The organism is Cellvibrio fibrivorans (assembly GCF_031457055.1).
In the GTDB taxonomy this organism is placed as follows: domain Bacteria; phylum Pseudomonadota; class Gammaproteobacteria; order Pseudomonadales; family Cellvibrionaceae; genus Cellvibrio; species Cellvibrio fibrivorans.
Genome location: NZ_JAVDVX010000003.1, coordinates 56,330 through 77,262, shown reverse-complemented (window position 1 = coordinate 77,262; position 20,933 = coordinate 56,330). Strand labels below are relative to the sequence as shown.

The following is a 20,933-nucleotide window of genomic DNA, read 5'->3' as shown; positions in this document are numbered from 1 at the left end:
TCCCTATCCTTAAGGTGAAACCTGTGTCCGATATGAAAGACCAACTTGATGCTCTGCTAGCACGTATTCGTTCTCCAAATACCCGCAAAGCAGGCGAGGCTTTTTTCTCTGCCGATCCATTGGATTTATCTGTTACATACTCACCAGACAATTTCGTTAGGCTTGATGCTCAGCCCGACCCCAAGCCGACTAACCCTCCCAGTAAGAAATCGTAACCTTTAGCAGAGTATCCTCTTGAGCAGGTCACTGACGTAATTTTTCCCCTAGCCCTGCAAAAAAGGCGGACAATAAAAAACTGCCACCCTTTTCAGTGAGCATTAAGAAACATTCAAAGCCCCATGTCGGCCAAGAATAGACATACAGATTTCAACTACAAAATCATCTTAAACCAGGAGATGTGTCAGTAGCTAGCGCGATGAATTTATAACACTCTCAAGTGAATTTTCATCACTCATGTTCTTCGTCGCCCGTACGTCTCTTAAAAAAACCTTTGGAGGAACCAACGGTTTTTTTAACAACAGAAATAATTCCTGGCCGATCTACGAAGACTGATACCTCATCCCCCGGCTCAATGCCAGCTAAGAGACACAAATCGATAGGCAATGTGACTTGTCTTTTGGAACTTACTTTTGACATAAGCACCTCTTTAAATACTGGCTCACTCATCGAATCCGAAATTAAAGAGCAAGATTTTTGATATAAGGTAAAACATATGTAACACTTTATTTACGGAAAAAACAGATAACTGAATCCGCTCCTCTTATCGCAGTTCGGCCAATTTCGGACATTGATATCTCCAGCGGTCAACCTTCAAATCATTCTTAAAACCCAGCCTGAAATTCCGCTTTCGTAATTTGCCTCTGTTATAGCCATTGGATTCATCGTCAGGCCAACTAACGTTAGAAATTATGTTGTTATGACGGCTTTCCAAAACGTTTTTGTAATACAATGCGTGCCCATTTTACATTTTCTTTGAAATCAAAAATACTTGGCTGGTTTTCAACATAAAAGGCAGCTTCAAACCCAAAACTTGCAAATGCGTTAATGGTAGAAGATACGTCGGTAGGATAAACTCTTGTACCCATTCCTGGTGGACCATTTCTTAATGAAATTGCGCATCGACCTCCCGGTTTAATAATTGACGAAAGGCACGCTATTGAAACTGCTCGTTCTTCCTCATTGAGATGATGCCAAACCCCTTCAATTAAAACAAAATCAAACATTTCATCATGTGGATTTAAGCAGGCCAATTCGGGAAGGCCACCTTGCATCCACCGCACAGAAAGTGTTCCATACTTATTCAAAGCCGCATTCAAAAACTCATACATCGGCTCCACCGCGGTGACATGATAACCAAGTGAAGCAAGGGCAGCAGCGTTTTGTCCTGCGCCAGACCCGATATCAAGCAGTGAGGCAGGAGCAGAGGGCAAGAACTTTTTATAATCCTTACATGATTGATGGAAATCAAGACTCTGGGCACTCTCGATAAAAAGAGGAATAAATCTTTCATAACCCTCTGTTCCAGCTGTCATCAAAGTAAGGCCTTATATAACGTTTATATTTTTAACTGTAACTTGGGCCAAAGCTCAAGCCAATTTTTATCTTTAACACGTGACAGGAAAATTCCTTTCTCGCGATTTTTATTATGAGTTATATAACCATCAAATATAGCTGAAATATTAAACGGGGATGCAAGCACCAGCTTGGAATCCGAACATAATCTCGCTCCAATTGCAGTTTCAATTTCCGGCCAATATCCCATAGCATGAATACTATTTCGGTAGGGTTGATCGCCATTCTTGATATGCATAGATGCCTGATTCTTTAACTGCCAATTTATTTCAGGATGGGAGACTAATAATCGATCAATGATAGGTTGTTCGTCTATCGTCGTTTCTGAAAAATAAATTACGTCAACATCATTCAATTGGGTATAAGAAAATCCGTGCAGATGATCCCAGACTAGGTTTCTTACAAAACCGGCAGCGATAAACCAATCAGGAAGGCCAATGGCGTGGACGGCAGATAGCAAGTCCATTCTCAGATTATCTTTCTGAATCAAATCAATTAATTTTTTCATAAAATATAAAAAAATAATACTCGTGATAAGTCATATTGGTCATGCGAGAAGATCCATACCAAAACAAAGGTGAGAATTCGCTTATCTTCACTTTCGGCCAAAAGCGGACCTCAATATATTCGAATTCAGACCATGACAATTTGCTGAGCCTGATACTTCTCTTGGATATTGAGATCAAGCCCTTTTACTGTTTAGTCAGCTTTGCAGCCAGTACGTCTGCCTTCTCAATAATTGGAGGCTCCGCTAAGAGTTCTGTCGCATTCGCCATGAGTGCGGCCGCTATGGGGCCAGCAAGGTGAGCCTCGCGACTTGCCTCATCAGGAAAAGCATCAAATATTCCAAATCTGGATGAGCTGAGTTTTATCGCAAACCAAACAGTGGTACCTGCTTCCTGATTGGCAAGTTCCAAAGCACTTTTTAAAAATTCCTCTACCGCGCTTTCTTTACCGGCTTTGGCTGTTACTTGGGCGAGAATTGCAAATTTGACCATGATAGTTTCTCCTGTAGCGGTGAATGGTTTTAAAACCTGATTTAATGTTGCGTTGTTACGGCAGCCATTGTACTGATGCGGCTGCAATCGCTGCAGTGGCAGAAACGTCTGTTATGGTATCATTCCCGCCATGCTCATTTATATTCTTGCCCTCGATGGCGTTTTTGATACCGGCCTGTCGTCACTTATTGATGTGATCTCAACTGCCAACGAATTAGCCTTAATTAATGGCATCAATATCCATTTGGATATGCGTGTCGTGAGTGTGCGTAAAAAAGTGCGCACATCGCATGGGCTGGCAATACCCAGTGTTTTGGCTGCCCAACTGCCGGCTCCTGATGTAGTTTTGATTCCTGCGCTAGGTGCAAAGATGCCTGGTCCGCTAGTGGCAGCACTCGAGTCCAAGGAAATAAAAGAAGGTGGGGATCTGCTACAAAAATGGGCGGCGTCAGGTGCGCTCATTGGTACTGCTTGCACGGGCACATTTGTGTTAGCGGAAATAGGGCTGTTAGATGGAGAACATGCAACAACTTCATGGTGGTTATCTGCATTATTTCGGCAACGCTATCCTGCAGTTGTTCTCGATGAATCCAAAATGTTGGTGAACTCCGCTTGCTTCATAACCGCTGGTGCTGCTCTTGCACATTTAGATTTAGCGTTGAGTGTAGTGCGAAGTTGCAGTCCCTCATTGGCTGCTCTGTGTGGACGCTACCTACTGATTGAGTCACGAGCGTCACAAGCGGGATTTGTTATACCTGATCACGTAGCACACACGGATGTCGTGGTAGAGCGCTTTGAGCGTTGGGCACGCGAGCATATGGCCGAAGGCTTTTCAATGAGTAACGCTACAAAATCTATAGGCGTTGCAGAACGCACTTTAGGCCGACGTATCCAGGCAGTTCTCGGTAAATCGCCCCTGGAATATTTTCAAGATTTACGCGTTGAGCGCGCAGTGCATTTGCTACAAACGAGCACGGAGAGTGTTGATCAAATTGCCTCGTTGGTCGGGTATACCGACGGAACAACATTACGAAGTTTGTTGCGTCGAAAATTGGGGAAAGGAGTACGTGAATTGCGTGAAAGAAAACGTTGATGCAACGAGATTGAGCACACCAATTATCTTGAGGGATAACCGCTTCGGTTGAATCATTTTTACTTGCGCGGAACGGAGTGATTGCTCAAGTAATATTTACTATAGAAATTTTGGTTAAAAAATTTACTTCAGTGTTCGGCCAATTGCGGACATTCAAACAGCCAATATCACCTGAAATTTATCAAGGTTGCTTTTACGCATCATGAGCTCGTACGAGATCACTAGCTTTAATTCGCATTAATGGCAAGCCAATAAATCGTGCTATACGTAACTCTAGGCGAACCCATCTCGATGAAACGGTAGCTGGTGATTCCACTAAAAGAACGGCGTGCGAAGTTACAAGTGCCCACAGTACACGAACCTGCTCCCATTTAGATTCTGATTCACATAGACAGTGAATAAATGTTTTGGACACACCCTGTAAATGAGTATTTAAGACTCGTAGGGTTTCTGAAGTAACCGCCCCATCTCTGCGAGAGTAACTTACAAAAATTCTCACTTAAAAGCTCCACTGAGATATAAAGCTAAAAGCAACAGATCAATAGCAACTAGCAGCAAGTAAAGCCACATGGAATGGTTGAATGCGGCACTTAAAATACGCTTATGGCGTGGTGCTGATATACGTGATAACTCGATAACATGCCCACTGAGAGCCACAACTATTTTTTCCTCGCCACGTGAAGAAAGTCTAATGCGTATAGCCTCCATTGCACCTCTTATTTTCACCTGATAAAAGTAGCCCGTCGCATCTAGAAACCAAAAGCATAATGGAATCACTAATCCAGTAACGAATATTGATAGGTCAAGCTTATCTGATGTGAATTTTATTATGAGCGTCATAGCAACAAATAGCGTTGTCACACAGAATTTCTTGATTTCAAAACAGAAGTTACTGATTTGCGCTACAGCGCCATGTAACTGATCAAGAAGCTTCCAATCTAGTTCATCTTGTAAGGTTTTGACGTAGGGCTTTATTGTCATCACTTGCTTTCCATTATGGATTTAGGGTAACTGGCGTCCGGGGCGTGAGGCGCGGAGCCATTACAGAACGAAATTTTGAATACATCGAAGTGGATTACGATCGCTATCGCCGCCACAGCACCATTGGCTTTATTGGCCCGGAGCGTTTTGAAGCAGAAATGTATGTTAATTAACTGTCCGAAATTAGCGGTAGGGGTCATTCTTATTTATTGATTTTTCAAGGGTGATTTTCAGTTTATATAAGAGATTTTTTTTGAAATTCGTATAGTCCTGTTATCTGTCTAATAAAATCTGTTTGACCACCATAACTAGGGTGTCGAACTTTAATTACGCTTGTGCTAGCGGTGGCAATTCGATTAGCGCAAATTTCCGCATCATTGCCAATTGCGATAATTTTTTTAGGTTTTAGTAATTGAATGAGAGAAGCCAATAGTTCCTCTCCCGCATCTCGTTCTCTCGCATTATGTGCTCGATTGCTAAAAGGAACTCCAGCCTCGAACGGGTGCAAAGGAAATACGTTCCATAAAAATATGGGGTTCGATATTTGTGAAAGCATATTCCAAATCACAGCAGCGGTTCTTTCAGGTATGGCGACTCCTTTTGTTAACTTATCTATTTCAACTCCCCATCTCTGAGTATGATTAGAAAGGTGCACATCGTCTGTAAGTGCCAGACCAGTTCTTCTGCCACCTCTGTACCCTAAATCTCTACCTATCCAGATGGCATCAATTTCTATCTTGCTGGCTGCCTTTAAAATTTTAATCAATACCTTTTTTCGTCTTTGAGGCGCATCAAAGTAATCATATATCTCACATCGATCTGAATAAGGATTAAAGGTATGCTCGAAAGATAAGCTACATATATCTCTGACGAAACTTTCAGCGTTCATTTTCTCTTCCTATTGGTCGATAACCGATTTTTCTCTTTGTTCTATCTCCGACAACTATTCCACCATTATTTTCTTTTAATTTTCTAAAAACTTCATAACCTTGGAGTATGGCATCCTCCCAGAGTTTAAGCGGGCATCTTTCGACCTCATAACCTTGGACAAATTTTTGAATAGTTTTTAAAACATCGAAGGACACACCGCCATGACCATCAAAATTATCAAGCTCTTGTGCGTATGAAAAAAGCCAAGCTGTTAAACCTTCTTCAACTACTATCGCGCGACCTCCATCTTGCTCCCTATCAGTTGCAGGATTGCTCTTCCTTTTGTGTTTAATCAGCGCTCTAAAAGTGGGTGACCAATGTAGTACGGCAGCATTAGCCATATGGAATACATCATGAAAGCGATATCCATCCGGCTTATTTATATTATCACTGAGAGGATCGCCAATAAAAACATTATTCCATCTAAGATAACTTAAGCCGCTCTTTTTTTGAAAAATTTGAATTTCAAAGTACCGAGGAAGCTGTTCATCTTCTGGGTATAAACCATCAAAATCTTCGAGATCACCAAGTTGTGGGGTAGCAAATCTTCCTATAGCTTTGGATAAATTCCCCTCGATGATCCTGAATAAATCTAGCCCCGTTAGTTTAAGAGCAGCCAAGTAAAGCTGAGCAAAGTTTGGAGCTTCCTTTCGCAAGAACTCGATACCACCTCTCCCCCCAAGCAGCTGCGAAGCTGAAACCCCCAAAGCAATTAAAGCTATATCTAATTCTTTTGATGCAGGCGAATTTATTTTTTCTGGAATGCCATTAGAGCGGTTCGTGGTATTACATTGTATCTCAAACACAGTTTCAATTTTCAAACCTAAACGACGACACAAGGCAGAAAAATACCAAAATGCATCACCGAACTCTTCTTCAACAGCAGCTTGGTGTCCTACATATGCCTTTTTTTCACGATAATACTTTTTTGAAGTGGCCATGATACTACCCACTTCTCCATAAAGCCCCATGAGAATTGGAGTAAACTCATCTTTTGAAAATCTGTCTGTTTTCTCTATGGAAAGCTCGTATTGTCGAAGAAAAGTCACATCAGCAGTGTTATCCATTTTCATGCCTTTCAAGTCAATCAAACATTTATAAATCCTTAAAAAGGCCGCTTTAATGGCACAATTTAAGGTTTTCCTAAACTCAATATTTTCAATCCTTTCAGCATCAAATGAAGACATTCATCAATAAACTGGGAGTCCATAATTTGTATGTATTCTTGTTCAGACAGTCCACAACGCGCCGCCAAGTCTGATATGTTTTGCTGTTGCAATAACTCTATTATTTCGGTGTATTCACATCCATGCCCATGGTTTTTGGCAATAGCCTGAATGTCAGAGTAGCTTGCATTATGAGAAACTTGCCATTCTTCAGTTAGCGCTTCTGGCACATCTTTTCCTAGTATGACTCTACAAACATTTTCAACCACACCACCAAACGCTCCCATTAGGAATATCGGCTTCTGAGAATTGAGCGATAAAACTATTTCTTCAAGTACTCCAGGCATTTTTCCTTTGTAGCCAGACAGTTTTCCACCAGCACAAATTCTGATAGTTGAGGAGGCAATAGATTTTTCCCTCATTTCGGTCAAACACCTAGACCAAACATAGGAATTTTCTGGCGAATTAGGAAGTAAAAATAATCTTTCTGGAATGCCTGCTGCCACGTCAGCTGGTATTTCGTGCTCTTTTGTTTTCATGACTTGGCTGTATCTTGCTCTCCAAGAAACAATTTCAGGCTCTGAAACGTATAGCGGCCAAGCCAAATGATTTTCTATTATTTGCAGCTCTCCGCGGATTCGCTCTTTCAAGATTGCTGCCTCATCAAGAATGAACTCAGTAAAACCATCGGGACGCAAATCACCGCCATATACCAACGTCGCTGAACGCGCTAGTAAATGTCTGGCGAGGTCTTGCGCCAATCGTATAAGAAGGTCTGGATGTAGATGATTGCTTGCAAATCCATCTCCCTGTACATCCGAAATCGAAATGCCTATTCGTTGCCGGGCGAAGCAATCCTTCTCCGAGGCATTCCAGAGCGGAGTATAGGCTTCAATACCTACATGCCCATGCCAATCAGCCTCGTCAGAATATATTGGCGGCTCTGGATAACATATTTTTTTCAGGTTATCGCTTTTTATTACTTTCAGCGCCTGCCGGATTTCTGGGGGGCGAGCAGATAAATCACAATCACTCCCTATCCAGCCAATCTCCCTGTATAGCTCAAGACACTGCATTGAATGAAAGTGGCGGACGGTTTCGAGAATTGCCGCAGCGAGAATGCGCAAGATATCTCGCTTACTAATGGGGGAATCCGATAAAACATGAATACATGGAACATTGGATGCGGCGGGGAAAATTCGATCCTCGTAGTCATTAAGACTGTTAACAACTATGATCGGTCGATTGTGTTGTTTGGCGCACAAGATTTCTCGCTGGCACCAGTAGCGAGACGAATATGCGTCGCTTTCAATCGCAACAAGTGTTGAAACCTGAACACTTTTTTCAATTTCCTGATTGAACTGAGAGCCCGGAGAAATTTCAGTTGAATCAAAAAAACGGTTCATGTTCGTATCGTCTATGAACCTTTTGATTTCTTCGGCATGTAGCTTGCCGGTATCACCCGCCTTTGCATGACTTAGAAAAATCGTTATAGATGAGCTTTTTCCTGTGTCGGCAGGATCAATAGAAATACAGCCATAACGATATATCTCATGTGCCAGTGAGACTATCGCGTACAAATCTTTATTTTCTGTTGGCCAGTCGTACACGCGGATGCAATTTAAGCCAGTCAAAGCTCCTGCATGCACCAAACCATTCCTATCAACAGCGATAGGAACAATGTGGATGTTTTGCGATTTTGAAAACGCTTCAATATATTTTTTCCAGATTTCTCTGCCTGTTGTGTTGATACTCGTAAAAATAAAAATAATATTTTTTTTTGCAATAGAAGCAGGACCGGTTTGGGGAATTTCATTGGGGTTTTGAGAGCTGAAATAAAAAATTGGGATATTTAATCCTCTTGAAAAAGGCTTATCCTTATCTCGTGCAAAATTATTTTTCACAGCATTGATAATTGGATTAACCACATCAATATCTGCAATATTCCAAACAAAATTTATAGCAAGCGGAGGTACGTATTGGTTGCTCATCAGTGGGTCACGCTGCAAATGGAACATTTTGAGTTGTAGCCCATCATGGCTAATGAATTGTCGATCAAATGAGCTCGCGTTTTACGTGCCTGGTTTGCATCTTCAATCCACTCCCATAATTGTTGCTGGGACGAAGGATACGACCAATATCGAGCATAACAACCTTTATGATCCTTACTCCAGTTAGCTTTCAGTCTATCTGGTAGGTGTGCAATGTTGTTCTGGCTTGGAAGAACGATACCCATTAAACCATTGGGTGAATATTGCCCTTGTTGTAAAGAGCTTTTTATCTCCCAATCCACATATCGCCTGCTATGAGTGCATGAGCCGAGAAGTACGATTGTTACGCTGCTATCTTCCAGATATTTTTCACGAATGCGTTGCATTACGTACTCTGGATTTGTGCTTTTAATGAATTCATCATTGTCGTTTGCGCCAAGTACTCTAGGAATAAACACGCTCTCGAACCCCTGAATGAAAGCATCGACCTCCTTTCTATCTTCTCTAAAATGAGAGATGAAAACCTTTCGTCTTACAAAATTCATAATATCTCCTTTACGTGATTTTTCCTGTACCTTGATCAACTCGCTGATGCGAATTCATAAACTGGTAGGGATCGGCGATCAATAAGTTAATACTTTTTCTATTATTTTTATAGATTGAATTAATTAATTCTCTTCCCCCTAAAGATTGAGAAAGATTGATTTTTTTAAACCCAAGACCAGAGACATAGCTGATTGATTCCAAATCTACTAACACAGCTTTCTGTCCAAAATAAAAGAAAAAATTTGATATCAAAACCTGATCACTTGTACCCACATCTCGATCCAGGTTCACTCGATTTATAGTTCCGTCAGCATTGCTATGATGGGAATCTTCTTGCACCCATTCATCGTGTGCATTTCGGTGATATATGTTGTCTCCCAGCATTTTTACCTGACTGCCATTTCTACATGGTTTTTTTATTTCAAAGCGAAAATCATCCCAATAATTCTGAAAGCTCATTTTTTCTGATACTTTCATCAATAAAATGCACTTTCTATATGCGGAGCCCAATTTGCTCCCGCCAACTCCAAGAATCCAATCACCTATTTGGGCAGATTTCCGTATTCCTGGTTTACACGTTGCAAGAGTGCACACGCCATGAAAAGGATTTGGGGCAAACCCAAAATCACGAGCAATTACATATGTATACAAATGAGAATTTGGTTCAATCAGCATACAATGTTGCGTCCCGTCGTTTTGGCTCGTGAACTACCATCTGGATTTTGAAATTGGCTTTTGCCTTCAAGAGCGTCAATTACCGAGTCAGCCCTCCAACCAACTATCGATGTAGCATATTTCTCCAAATTTTCTGGCAACGGAACCTTTTCTTTTAATCCATTTTCAAATACGCCAATTATTGGCTTTCCAAGCTGATGGGCAACCTTGATCTCCCACTCAACCCAAGGCCTTGTATGGGTTTGGCTGCCAATTATAACGACAACCTGACTTGCCCATCGCATTTTCATCCGCAACAAACGTTCAATAGTCCTATCGCTGACCTTTTTTTGATCTAGTCGATTCTGATTTTCTGGCTTGGCTCTGATTGAACTATTTCTTATCTGATAGTTTTTTCCTGAGAGGATATTCGCCAGCCCATCCACACTAGCATCATCTTTGTGGTGGTGACTTACGAATACATTTTTTATGATCTCAGACACTTTTTCCTCCTTCGCTTGCATCCATGATGCACTTAATAAATCAATAGTCGTAATTTTCTATAAATATTTGTATCCTAATTATTCCAGTCAAGCACTGAATCAAGTGAATGATTCGCACTCGAATGGCTTTCTAGAGAAACATTGATATTAGGTACACCTTTAACGAGCCTTGCTTCAGTTATAATTTTTTGAATATATTCATTTAAGGATTTTGTTCCATATATCAAATCACCAATTTTCAAAAAATCGGGAAGCTCTACATTACCTTTGAGTTTCAAGCTACAAATTTTTTTCCCAGCCTTTTTTGCGTATCCTAATTCGTAGGGTACCCACCAAGAATTAATAGTTTTTTCACTAATCAAACACATTGCGTGTGTGCTATTTGTTATTCCACGCTCAATTAAAGCTGTAATTTTTGATGGATCTTTTAAAGTAACTGCATTTTGGAGGTCTTGATCATAGATATCTAAATAAACATCGATATCAGCTTTCTCCATAATATAATCAGCTAACTGCTCGGCATCTTTTTTATCTACGTATATATGAGATAGAAAAATACATGGTTTCTCGTATCCACTCGAAAGACTTTTGTTCAAATTATAATTAGCCGATTCCAGTTGTAGGGTTGGCTTGGCTCTGTTAACTCCTGACATATATGTTTCCGTTTAAGTTACGTTAGAATTAGGTACGTTGCATTTTCGATAACATTAGATATTTGTTAAGCGTCCTCTCTAGGGACACGACGACCATGTGCCCAAGGTCCGCTTTGGGCACAACTGAGTCAGTCTGGATACATTGAATTTTGAATCTAGTCAATTACATCGCATAACGGTCAAAAGCGGAAGTTTACGATTAATAAATCGTCTTACCAATTAGGTGATTGTTAAAGAGACACCAACCATCGTTTGTTACGTTTGGTTTAACCCCACAAACGAAACCACCAGCCCAACCAGCGCCGATATGCCAATCACCTTCATCACATTCATTTTGTAACGAAATAATGCAATGCCCGCTGCGATGGCGATCAGTGCTGATATCCATTCAAACTGCCCATCAAAACCTGATGGCCACAAAATGTGGTAACCAAAAAACAGGGCGAGATTTAAAATGACACCTACTACCGCCGCCGTGATGGCAGTCAGTGGCGCAGTGAATTTCAAATCGTTATGAGTGGTTTCTATGAAAGGCGCGCCTGCAAAAATAAAAATAAACGAAGGTAAAAAGGTAAACCAAGTGACAATAGTGGCGGCTACTGCGCCCGCCAGAAATACCATGTCGGGGCCAAATACGGCTTGCACATATCCGCCCACAAAACCGACAAAAGCCACCACCATAATCAGCGGCCCCGGTGTGGTTTCGCCGAGTGCGAGACCATCGATCATTTGCGTGGGTGTGAGCCATGCATAGTGGCCGACCGCGCCCTGATAAACGTAAGGTAATACCGCATAAGCTCCACCAAAAGTGAGTAGTGCCGCTTTGGTAAAGAACCAGGCCATTTGTGTCAGCGTGTGATCCCAACCGAAATAACTCCAGAGTGCAGCTAGCGGAATTGACCAGAGTAATGCACCGCAGATCAAGATCATGCTGAAACGCGACCAGCGAAAAATCGCGTGAGCGGGCGTTGGTGTGTGATCATCGATTAACGCAGTGCCGAAGGATTTATCGGCTTTGCCGTGGCCACCACCGCCGTTGAAATAATCAGGCAGAAAGCGCCCGCCTAAATAACCAATCAGCGCTGCGGAAATGACTATGTAAGGGAATGGAACATTGAGCGCAAAAATGGCGACAAACGCTGCGGCGGCAATCGCCCGCATCACATTATTTTTTAATGCGCGTGAGCCGATGCGATGCGCGGCATGCACGACTATCGCAGTCACCGCCGGTTTGATGCCATAAAACAAACCCGCCACCCAACTCACATCACCATAAGCGATATACGCCCAGGAGAGCGCAATCAAAATAAACAGTGATGGCAATAAAAACAGTACACCGGCGAATATGCCGCCCCAGGTGCGATGCATTAACCAGCCGATGTAAGTGGCGAGTTGTTGCGCCTCCGGGCCGGGCAACACCATGCAGTAATTGAGTGCATGCAAAAAACGTTTTTCGCTGATCCAGCGTCTACGTTCCACCAGTTCCTGATGCATGATGGCGATTTGCCCTGCCGGGCCACCAAAGCTGATAAACCCAAGTTTTAACCAGAAACGAAAGGCTTCCCAAAAGCTGACCGGCGCAGGCGCATCAACGGGTTGATCGGTGGTTAATTCCGTGTTGTTCATACTGTTTCCTTATCGGTAAAAGCGGCCAATAGCGCATCGAAGACGCCATTGGCAGTGGCGATGAGTTGGTCGTCGTCATGAATACTATTGCGCAATCCCCACAGGATTTGCTCCAGCCCACTGGCTTCGCTGGGCTGGATTCCGCCTGCATCCAGAAAATGTACCAAGGCACCCATGCGTGCTAAGCCGGGGTGATCAAGGCCAAAACTTTCCAGCAGGACTTCAAAGGTCACCTTGCCATTGAGGTGAGTGAAACTGGCGCCGTCAAAATCAAATCCCAGTGCATCGGCGGGGCAATCCTCTGGTGCTTGCAACCACATAAAACGGGCTTCGGGGTCGATAAAACGGCGAACCAACCAAGCACTGGCGAGTCGATCCACCCAAGGGCGCTTGCGGGTTGCCCATAACCGCCCGCGATAGAGGCTGATGTCCAACCGAGGGATTTCACCAGTGTGCTCATGGGGTTCGTTGGGTGATAACTGGCGATTGAGCTGAAGCTCAAGTTGTTGCAGTGCCTGCTGGGTTTGCGCCTGGGCTTCGCCGGGGAAAAAATCAGTCGCGGTGATGGCGGTGAAGTTTTTGCGCAGCTTGCGCAACTGTCTGGTCGCCTCTTGCAGTGAGCTGGTTGCCAATTCTTTTAGCGGAGGCAGCTCCTGTAACAGGTTGGCGTAGTCATCGCGACGGTCAAACAGGCCGCTAAATTGGCTAGCGTCTTCAGTATCGACCAGAAGCACATAAGCCGAGCCTTCACTCGCCTCTACTTCCTGCGCCAAACCATCAAACAATTGTTGATGCTCTTGTCGCTGGGGAAGCAAATAAACACCGTCACGCAATACTGCTGCACCAGCAGACTTGAGGGTTCGCCACACCCGCATACGCACTGTGGCGTTTGGGGTAGGCAGGGATAAAATCAGTAGTATCCATTTCATAATGAGTAGAGTAATTTACAAATGAGTAACGAAATCTACATTATTTGATAACGAGTGTATAGCCACATAAAAACCGATTGCGCATCGGTTTTTATGGCTTTAAGCTCTGCCACATTGATAAGCCATTAAAGCGAGCGTTTTCTGTGCAACTGGGCGAATTGGAAAAATTGGTATTGAATTACTTGTGGGAGCACGGCACTGCCGATGCAAAACAGGTTCACGATCATTTTAAAAAGACGCGCGGCGGTAGCCTCAATACCATCCAGAGCACTCTGGATCGCCTTCACAAAAAAGCGATTCTCGCGCGGGAGAAACAGGGGCACGCCTACCAATATCGCGCCGCTATCGAAAAGAAAGCCTTTTTGGGCGAGCTGATCCGTACAGTTACCCAGGATTTCTCCTCTGACCACAATCATGTGCTGGCCGCGTTTGTCAGCCTGTCTGCCGATCTTGATGAAGCGCATCTGGATCGCCTGGAGGCGTTGATCAAAGCGTCCCGGCAACAAAAAAAGGATGAGGCACCATGATCACCGGAGCTGGCGGACTATTGCTTCACCTGTGGCTGGTCGTTGGCCTGAGCGTGTTGGGCGCTGCCCTGTTGATGGCACTTATCCAGTCCCGATTACTGGCATGGTTGAGCTGTTTCAATGTGGCTGCCAAGCAGCGATTTCTCTGGTGTATCGCCTTGTTTCCCTACGGTGCAGGGCTCTACGCCGCCACTTTGGTGCTCACACCCGCGCTCACCCATGAATTCCTGAGCGTTGACCATGGACACCTGCATTCCCTTCAGGGTCACTTCCATTGGTTCAGTTGGCAAGGTGCCGGGGTTTTGCTGCTATCGATGGTTGCTGGTGGGAAATTACTGGCGATGTTGTGGCGCAAATCCCGGCAGCATCACCAGCTGCAAACACTGCTGGCCTTTTCCGAGGTCGATGGAACCGGCTGTTATCGGGTAGAGAGTGATATCCCCAACGCCTTTACTCTGGGATTGTTGAACCCCAAAATCCTCATCAGCCGCGCCCTTGACCGTGCACTGACTGCGGACGAGCTGGATATTGTGTATCGCCATGAATTGGCGCATCAGCGTGCGCGCGACCCGCTGCGTTTGTCGCTTTTCGGGATGCTTATCTCGGTATTTATCCCCTCAGCCCGCCAGGAACTTTACGCAACGTTGGAGCTATTGATTGAACAGCAGGCCGATGCGGAAGTGGCCAGTCAGTTTTGCGATCCGTCTACCGTTGCTGCCACGCTGGTCAAAGTGAATCGCCTTGCGCTGCGCTACCAGCGTCAAGCTCCGGATTTTTCTGCCTGCGGATTTTGCACCACCGCAATAGAAGCGCGCATTCGACAATTATTGGGCAGTGATCATGGCCGCGCTTTTCCGATCCCCAGTTTTCTTCTGAGTACTTTTGCGCTGGTGGCGGTCGGTACGTATTACGCCAATAGCCTGCACCACAGCATCGAAACCCTTCTGCATTACCACCCTTAATTACCGGCACTGGAATCCATCACTATGTTGATTTTCCCTCTACTCACGCACTTAAAACCGATCCGCAATCGGTTTTTTGCGCCAAAAGGCCTACTGCTACTGCTGTTGATTGCACCCTTGGCAAACTCTGTAGAACAGACAAAACCTGCTCAAACCCTCGGTTTGCAACAGGCGGTTAGCAAAACTCTGGAGCAAAATCCGACTCTGGTTGCATTCGGTTACCAGTTCGAGGCGCAGGCTGGCCGGGTGCAGCAATCGGGTTTAAAACCGAATCCCGAATTAACGCTGGCGGTTGAAGATGCCTTCGGCAGTGGTGAATTGACCGGTATGGATAGTGCGGAAACCACGCTTGGGATCAGTTGGGTGCTGGAAGGACAACAGCGCCGTGAGCGGGTCAATGCGGCGCAGGCACGCACCTCGGTGCTGGAGGTGGAGCGTGATATCCAACGTCTGGATGCCGCTGCCAAGAGTGCGCGCTTGTACATGCTTGCACTCGCCCTGCAAACCCGTTTGCAACAAGCCGAACAGGCAATCGATTTTGCCCGCACTGTGGTGAAAGTGATCGAGCAGCGGGTCAACGCCGGTAATTCGCCCGCTGCTGAAAGCGCCCGCGCCAGAGTAGAACTGTCGCGCCGGTTACTGGAGCATGAGGATATTGAACACGAACTGCTGGTGGCAAAGCGCCAATTGGCCGCGCAGTGGGGTGCAACCCAGGTTGACTTCACAGCGGTAGAGGGGTCACTGACCCAATTGCCCAAGGTTGCTAGTTACAGTGACTTGAAAAGCCGTCTCGACCAGAATCCACGCCTGCAATACTTCGTTACCAGCGAGCGTTGGGAGGAATCGCAGCTGACGCTGGCCAAGGCACAGAGCAAACCCCAGTGGCGATTATCCGCCGGAGTAAAACACTTATCCGCCACTGACGACCAAGCGCTGGTTGCCGGTGTTGCAGTTCCGCTGGGAGTATTTGATCGCCAGCAAGGCCGGATTACCGAAGCCCGCGCCTTGATGGCGCTCAACCGCGCCGAACGTGAGGCCGAGCAGATCCAGTTGGACACCAATTTGTACGGCACCCATCAGGAATTGCTGCACAGTCTGCATATCGTGAATGCCTATCAGACCGAAATCCTGCCCGCCCTCGCTACCGCCCTTAAAGAAACCCGCCGCGCCTATGACCTAGGGCGCTATAGCTATCTCGAATGGCAAGCGGTACAGCGCGATTATCTGGATGCGCAAAACACGCTGATTGAGGCCAGCCTTGCTGCACACCTCAAAGCGATTGAACTGGAACGCTTGACCGGTGTGGCGATTGCCCCGGCGGCCCCGATGTCAACAACGACATCAACAACTCATTCCACTACACACTAATATGAGGCTCTGTATGAACCCAATGATAAAAAACTGTGCCTGCGCCCTGACGCTGATAGTGGTAGCCGCATGTGGACTCAGCGCCTGTAGCGATTCTGGATCTGGTGCAAATGCAGACCATGGCGATGGCCATGCCGCTGAAGCGCCCGCCGTCGAAAAAGGTGAGCACAATGGCCGCTTGCTGCACGACAAAAACTTTACCCTCGAACTCGCCATTTTTGAAACCGGTGTGCCGCCCGAGTACCGCGCTTGGGCGTTGGTGGATGGCAAACCGATTGCACCCGCTGAGTTTAGCCTGCAAGTTCGCCTGACCCGTTTGGGCAACAAAATCGATACGATTAACTTTGCTCCGCAAGGCGACGCACTGCGCGGCGATAGCGTTATTTACGAACCACACTCGTTTATCGTGACTGTCGAAGCGAACTACAAAGGCAACCAACACCGCTGGGAATATGAGAGTTTTGAAGGTCGCACCCGCATCGAACCCGCCGTTGCAGAAGCGCTGGAAATTGCCACTGAAATTGCTGGCCCGGCGCTGCTCAAGGAAACCATCGCCGTCTACGGCAAGGTCGTCCCCCACCCGAATTTGGAGCGCGATGTACAAGCACGTTTTGATGGTGTGGTGACCGATGTTCAAGTCACTCCTGGGCAAACCGTCGAAGCCGGGCAAGCGTTGTTTACGGTCGAAAGTAACGAGAGCCTGAAATCCTACACCGTCAAAGCGCCGATCAAGGGCGTACTCACGGTGCTCCACGCCAAAGCCGGGCAACAAACCGGCGGTAAAACATTGGCTAGAATTCTGGATAACAGCCGCGTTTCCGTTGAACTGGCCGTTTTCCCCGAACACTTGAATAAGGTTAAAACCGGCGCGCCGGTTACCTTGACCTTTGCAGGCTCCACGCTTGAATCCCGCATTGAACAGATCGCTTTGGAAACCAACGCCAATCAATCGGTAAACGCCCGCGTCACCCTCGACCAGCCTTTTCCGTTGGGCGCTATGGTGAAGGCGCAGATCCAGATTGATGAGTATGAAGTGCCGCTTGCGGTTAAACGAAGTGGCCTACAAGCCTTCCGCGATTTCACCGTGGTCTACGCACAAATTGGCGATGAATACGAAGTACGCATGTTGGAGTTGGGGCGCGAAGCAGGAGATTGGGTGGAGGTCCTCGGCGGATTGGAACCCGGTACAACTTATGTGACTGAAAACAGTTTTGTGATTAAAGCGGATATTGAAAAGTCCGGCGCTTCTCACGATCACTAAGCTCATCAATCAGTACGGGAAAAAATCATGTTGGAATCCATTATCAATTTTTCGCTACAAAGGCGCACGCTGGTTCTCAGCCTTGTGCTCGCGGTGTGCGCGCTCGGCCTCTGGAATTTCAATCGCCTGCCGATTGATGCGGTGCCCGACATTACCAATGTGCAAGTGGTGATCAATACCGAAGCACCGGGTTACACACCGTTAGAAGTAGAACAGCGCGTAAGTTTTGCGCTGGAAAATTCCATGAGCGGTTTGAAGGGATTGAAATACACCCGCTCGCTGTCGCGCTATGGATTGTCGCAAATCACGCTGGTGTTTAACGACGGTACGGATATTTATTTTGCTCGCCAGCAAATCACAGAGCGGTTGCTCTCGGCCGCCGATGAATTGCCCGCAGGCCTCACACCAAAGTTAGGCCCGGTGGCGACTGGCCTGGGTGAAATTTTTATGTTCACCGTGGATGCTGAACCAGGCGCGACCAATGCCGATGGATCAGTGGTGACACCGACGGATTTGCGCTCGGTACATGACTGGATTATCCGCCCGCAATTGTTGCGCGTACCCGGCGTGGTTGAGGTCAACCCGATTGGCGGTTACAAGCGCGAAATTCTGGTTGCGCTCGATCCACAAAAATTGCTCGCGTTAAAACTGAATCAGGAACAGGTGATCGCGGCGCTGGAACGCAGCAATAATAATCGCGGTGCCGGTTTTATCGAACACAGCGGCGCCCAGTGGTTGCTGCGTGTTCCCGGTCAGGCACAAACACTCGCCGATATCGAAAATACGCTGCTCTATCAACAAGACGGAGTACCGATCCGCATTAAAGATGTGGCCAACGTGGAAGAAGGTTTGGAGTTGCGCTCCGGCGCCGCCTCGCAAAATGGCCGCGAAGTGGTGATGAGCACTGTGTTTATGTTGATCGGCGAAAACAGCCGCACGGTTGCGATGAATGTCAGTGAAAAGTTAGCGGAAATCCAGCGCAGCCTGCCCGAAGGCATCACGGCTACTGCTGTGTATGATCGCACCAACCTTGTGAATAAAACGCTCAATACCGTACAGAAAAATCTGTTGGAAGGCGCGTTGCTGGTTATCGTGGTGTTATTTGTTTTGTTGGGCAATATGCGTGCTGCACTGCTCACTGCTGCGGTCATTCCTATTGCGATGTTGATGACGATTACCGGCATGGTGCAAAGCCAGGTGAGTGCAAACCTGATGAGCCTGGGCGCGCTGGATTTTGGTTTGATCGTCGATGGTGCGGTGATTATTGTAGAAAATTGTTTGCGCCGATTGAGCGAAGCCAATCGCACACGCCAGTTGCCGCTTAACGAACGGCTTGCACTGGTATTTGACGCAACACGCGAGGTAATTCGCCCGGCGCTCTTCGGTGTCTTTATTATCACCGCTGTGTATTTGCCGATTTTTGCGCTCACTGGCGTCGAAGGAAAAATGTTCCACCCCATGGCCATTACCGTGATTATTGCGCTGGTGAGTGCAATGATTTTGTCGATTACCTTTGTGCCTGCGGCTGTCGCCCTGTTGTTTAAAAAACCACTCGAAGAACGCCCCAATAAAGTCATGCAGCGCGCGTTTTCTTTTTACCAACCGTTGCTGCAACACTCCATTAAGTGGCGTGTCGGTGTAGTGAGTATTGCGGCGATTTTTGTCGTGCTGTGCGGATTGTTATCGAGCCGCTTGGGAAGCGAATTTATTCCCAACTTGGATGAAGGTGATATCGCCATGCATGCATTGCGCATTCCCGGCACCTCACTCACACAAGCGCTGCAATTTCAGGAACAGCTCGAAGCCAAAATTAAAACCATGCCCGAAGTCGAGCGCATTTTTGCCAAGATTGGTACAGCAGAGGTAGCAACTGACCCTATGCCACCGAGTGTTGCTGACAATTTTATTATTTTAAAACCGCGCAGCGAATGGCCCGACCCGGACAAAAGCAAGGCGCAAGTTGTGGCAGAACTTGAAGCATTGGTAACACCTATCCCCGGCAACCGCTACGAGTTTTTGCAGCCCATTCAAATGCGTTTTAATGAGTTGCTCGCCGGTGTGCGCGCTGAATTGGCGATCAAAGTATTTGGCGATGATTTTGAACAACTGGTTGCGGTTGGCGAAGCAATTGAAAATGCCATCGTCAGTATTCCCGGTGCGGCAGATGTATCACTCGAACAAGCCACCGGCCTTCCTGTGCTCAGCCTGCAACCGCGATTGGAAACCATGGCGCGTTACGGTGTGACCTTGGAGCAATTACAAGACACCATTGCCACCGCCTTTGGTGGGCAAGTCGCGGCGCAATTTTACGAGGGCGATAGACGCAGCAATATCGTTGTGCGTTTGCCGGAGCAATTGCGCAGCGATATGGACAGCATGGCCAATTTGCCAATCGCCTTGGCGAATCAGGATTATGTGCCACTGGGTGAGTTGGTCGATTTTGAACAGACTATTGGTTACAACCAAATCTACCGTGAAAATGGCAAACGTCGCATCGTGGTAACCGCTAACGTGCGCGGTCAGGATCTGGGTTCGTTTGTCGAACAGGTGCGTAACACTATCGAGGAAGAGGTCGAACTTCCTGCGGGTTACTGGATCGAATACGGTGGCACCTATCAACAATTACAATCCGCATCAAAGCGTTTGTCGTTAGTCGTACCGGTCACACTGGTGTTGATTCTCGCACTGCTAGTAATGGCATTAGGTTCATGGAAAGATGCGCTGATTATTTTTTCCGGCGTGCCACTCGCATTGACTGGAGGATTATTAGCACTGTTACTGCGCGATATTCCTTTCTCGATTTCAGCCGCCGTCGGGTTTATTGCCCTCTCGGGTATTGCGGTATTAAATGGATTGGTAATGGTGTCGTTTATTCGCGACCTGCGCCAGCAAGGCCATGGCTTGGATGATGCCATTATCCAGGGCGCCATCACGCGCTTGCGCCCGGTATTGATGACCGCATTAGTCGCCGGTTTGGGTTTTGTGCCCATGGCATTTAATACTGGCATAGGCTCGGAAGTACAACGGCCATTAGCGACTGTGGTTATTGGCGGGATACTGTCATCAACCTTGTTAACGCTGCTCGTACTGCCAGCTCTTTATCGTTTACTGCATCGGGAGTCATCGTCACCGAACAATAATGCAAACAGCAATCTGCAACCGACCAACTAATC

General features: G+C 46.3%; 22 protein-coding genes. 8 read left to right on the top strand and 14 right to left on the bottom strand.

Translation table 11 applies throughout. The annotated features are described in order from the left end of the window. Window positions 1–23 precede the first annotated feature (23 nt). Window positions 24–215 carry a hypothetical protein gene (locus J2X05_RS09005; RefSeq protein ID WP_310071548.1) on the top strand — a complete coding sequence of 64 codons (192 nt, stop codon included), beginning with the start codon at window positions 24–26 and terminating at the stop codon, window positions 213–215. 232 nt (window positions 216–447) lie between these two features. Here the strand turns inward: J2X05_RS09005 and J2X05_RS21165 are convergent, their stop codons facing one another. From J2X05_RS21165 to J2X05_RS08990, 4 genes are all read right to left on the bottom strand, one after another. Next, the gene (locus J2X05_RS21165) at window positions 448–636 is read right to left on the bottom strand and encodes an AbrB/MazE/SpoVT family DNA-binding domain-containing protein (RefSeq protein WP_374725265.1); all 189 of its coding nucleotides are present in this window, start codon (window positions 634–636) and stop codon (window positions 448–450) included. Window positions 637–914: 278 nt separating this feature from the next. After that, window positions 915–1,532 (bottom strand): class I SAM-dependent methyltransferase, encoded by a 618-nt coding sequence (locus J2X05_RS09000; protein WP_310071545.1) that lies wholly within the window; start codon window positions 1,530–1,532, stop codon window positions 915–917. Window positions 1,533–1,555: 23 nt separating this feature from the next. Beyond that, window positions 1,556–2,080: a nucleotidyltransferase family protein gene (locus J2X05_RS08995; protein WP_310071543.1), complete on the bottom strand. Its 525-nt coding sequence runs from the start codon at window positions 2,078–2,080 to the stop codon at window positions 1,556–1,558. 184 nt (window positions 2,081–2,264) lie between these two features. Beyond that, window positions 2,265–2,570 (bottom strand): putative quinol monooxygenase, encoded by a 306-nt coding sequence (locus J2X05_RS08990; protein WP_310071542.1) that lies wholly within the window; start codon window positions 2,568–2,570, stop codon window positions 2,265–2,267. A 130-nt stretch (window positions 2,571–2,700) separates the two neighbouring features. On the opposite strand from J2X05_RS08990, the gene J2X05_RS08985 reads away from it, so the two are divergent. Further along, on the top strand, window positions 2,701–3,663 hold the full coding sequence (locus J2X05_RS08985; protein ID WP_310071541.1) for a GlxA family transcriptional regulator: 963 nt from the start codon (window positions 2,701–2,703) through the stop codon (window positions 3,661–3,663). Between the two features lie 495 nt (window positions 3,664–4,158). On the opposite strand, the gene J2X05_RS08980 is transcribed toward J2X05_RS08985, so the two are convergent. Then, window positions 4,159–4,647: a hypothetical protein gene (locus tag J2X05_RS08980; RefSeq protein WP_310071539.1), complete on the bottom strand. Its 489-nt coding sequence runs from the start codon at window positions 4,645–4,647 to the stop codon at window positions 4,159–4,161. A gap of 41 nt (window positions 4,648–4,688) precedes the next feature. Between J2X05_RS08980 and J2X05_RS08975 the strand changes: the two genes are divergently transcribed. Further along, a complete protein-coding gene (locus J2X05_RS08975; RefSeq protein WP_310072542.1) occupies window positions 4,689–4,817 on the top strand; it encodes a hypothetical protein in 129 nt (42 codons plus the stop codon). 62 nt (window positions 4,818–4,879) lie between these two features. On the opposite strand, the gene J2X05_RS08970 is transcribed toward J2X05_RS08975, so the two are convergent. The 9 genes from J2X05_RS08970 to J2X05_RS08930 form a co-directional block, all read right to left on the bottom strand. Further along, window positions 4,880–5,533: a uracil-DNA glycosylase gene (locus J2X05_RS08970; RefSeq protein WP_310071536.1), complete on the bottom strand. Its 654-nt coding sequence runs from the start codon at window positions 5,531–5,533 to the stop codon at window positions 4,880–4,882. Then, window positions 5,523–6,761: a nucleoside triphosphate pyrophosphohydrolase family protein gene (locus J2X05_RS08965; RefSeq protein ID WP_310071533.1), complete on the bottom strand. Its 1,239-nt coding sequence runs from the start codon at window positions 6,759–6,761 to the stop codon at window positions 5,523–5,525. Before J2X05_RS08965 ends, J2X05_RS08970 begins: the two co-directional genes overlap by 11 nt. Continuing rightward, window positions 6,707–8,731: a TIR domain-containing protein gene (locus tag J2X05_RS08960; protein ID WP_310071531.1), complete on the bottom strand. Its 2,025-nt coding sequence runs from the start codon at window positions 8,729–8,731 to the stop codon at window positions 6,707–6,709. Before J2X05_RS08960 ends, J2X05_RS08965 begins: the two co-directional genes overlap by 55 nt. Further along, window positions 8,731–9,276: a TIR domain-containing protein gene (locus tag J2X05_RS08955; RefSeq protein ID WP_310071529.1), complete on the bottom strand. Its 546-nt coding sequence runs from the start codon at window positions 9,274–9,276 to the stop codon at window positions 8,731–8,733. Before J2X05_RS08955 ends, J2X05_RS08960 begins: the two co-directional genes overlap by 1 nt. A 10-nt stretch (window positions 9,277–9,286) precedes the next feature. Next, window positions 9,287–9,952 carry an Nmad2 family putative nucleotide modification protein gene (locus J2X05_RS08950; RefSeq protein WP_310071525.1) on the bottom strand — a complete coding sequence of 222 codons (666 nt, stop codon included), beginning with the start codon at window positions 9,950–9,952 and terminating at the stop codon, window positions 9,287–9,289. After that, a complete protein-coding gene (locus J2X05_RS08945; protein WP_310071521.1) occupies window positions 9,946–10,434 on the bottom strand; it encodes a TIR domain-containing protein in 489 nt (162 codons plus the stop codon). The genes J2X05_RS08950 and J2X05_RS08945 overlap by 7 nt, the downstream gene beginning before the upstream one ends. 74 nt (window positions 10,435–10,508) lie before the next feature. Beyond that, window positions 10,509–11,087 carry a toll/interleukin-1 receptor domain-containing protein gene (locus J2X05_RS08940; protein ID WP_310071518.1) on the bottom strand — a complete coding sequence of 193 codons (579 nt, stop codon included), beginning with the start codon at window positions 11,085–11,087 and terminating at the stop codon, window positions 10,509–10,511. 255 nt (window positions 11,088–11,342) lie between these two features. Further along, entirely contained in the window at window positions 11,343–12,713 is a 1,371-nt protein-coding gene (gene chrA, locus J2X05_RS08935; protein ID WP_310071515.1) for a chromate efflux transporter, read from the bottom strand. Then, complete coding sequence (locus J2X05_RS08930) at window positions 12,710–13,642, bottom strand: chromate resistance protein ChrB domain-containing protein (protein ID WP_310071512.1); 933 nt, start codon at window positions 13,640–13,642, stop codon at window positions 12,710–12,712. The genes chrA and J2X05_RS08930 overlap by 4 nt, the downstream gene beginning before the upstream one ends. A gap of 143 nt (window positions 13,643–13,785) precedes the next feature. Between J2X05_RS08930 and J2X05_RS08925 the strand changes: the two genes are divergently transcribed. Genes J2X05_RS08925 through J2X05_RS08905 form a run of 5 tightly spaced genes read left to right on the top strand, consistent with a single transcriptional unit; the run spans window position 13,786 to window position 20,931 of the window. Further along, entirely contained in the window at window positions 13,786–14,169 is a 384-nt protein-coding gene (locus tag J2X05_RS08925; RefSeq protein WP_310071510.1) for a BlaI/MecI/CopY family transcriptional regulator, read from the top strand. Continuing rightward, the gene (locus J2X05_RS08920; protein WP_310071509.1) at window positions 14,166–15,131 is read left to right on the top strand and encodes a M56 family metallopeptidase; all 966 of its coding nucleotides are present in this window, start codon (window positions 14,166–14,168) and stop codon (window positions 15,129–15,131) included. Before J2X05_RS08925 ends, J2X05_RS08920 begins: the two co-directional genes overlap by 4 nt. Window positions 15,132–15,155: 24 nt before the next feature. Then, window positions 15,156–16,499, top strand: a complete 1,344-nt coding sequence (locus J2X05_RS08915) for a TolC family protein (protein ID WP_310071506.1) — start codon at window positions 15,156–15,158, stop codon at window positions 16,497–16,499. Between the two features lie 13 nt (window positions 16,500–16,512). Beyond that, window positions 16,513–17,760 (top strand): efflux RND transporter periplasmic adaptor subunit, encoded by a 1,248-nt coding sequence (locus tag J2X05_RS08910; protein WP_310071502.1) that lies wholly within the window; start codon window positions 16,513–16,515, stop codon window positions 17,758–17,760. Window positions 17,761–17,787: 27 nt separating this feature from the next. After that, window positions 17,788–20,931, top strand: a complete 3,144-nt coding sequence (locus tag J2X05_RS08905; RefSeq protein ID WP_310071498.1) for an efflux RND transporter permease subunit — start codon at window positions 17,788–17,790, stop codon at window positions 20,929–20,931. Window positions 20,932–20,933: the final 2 nt, after the last annotated feature.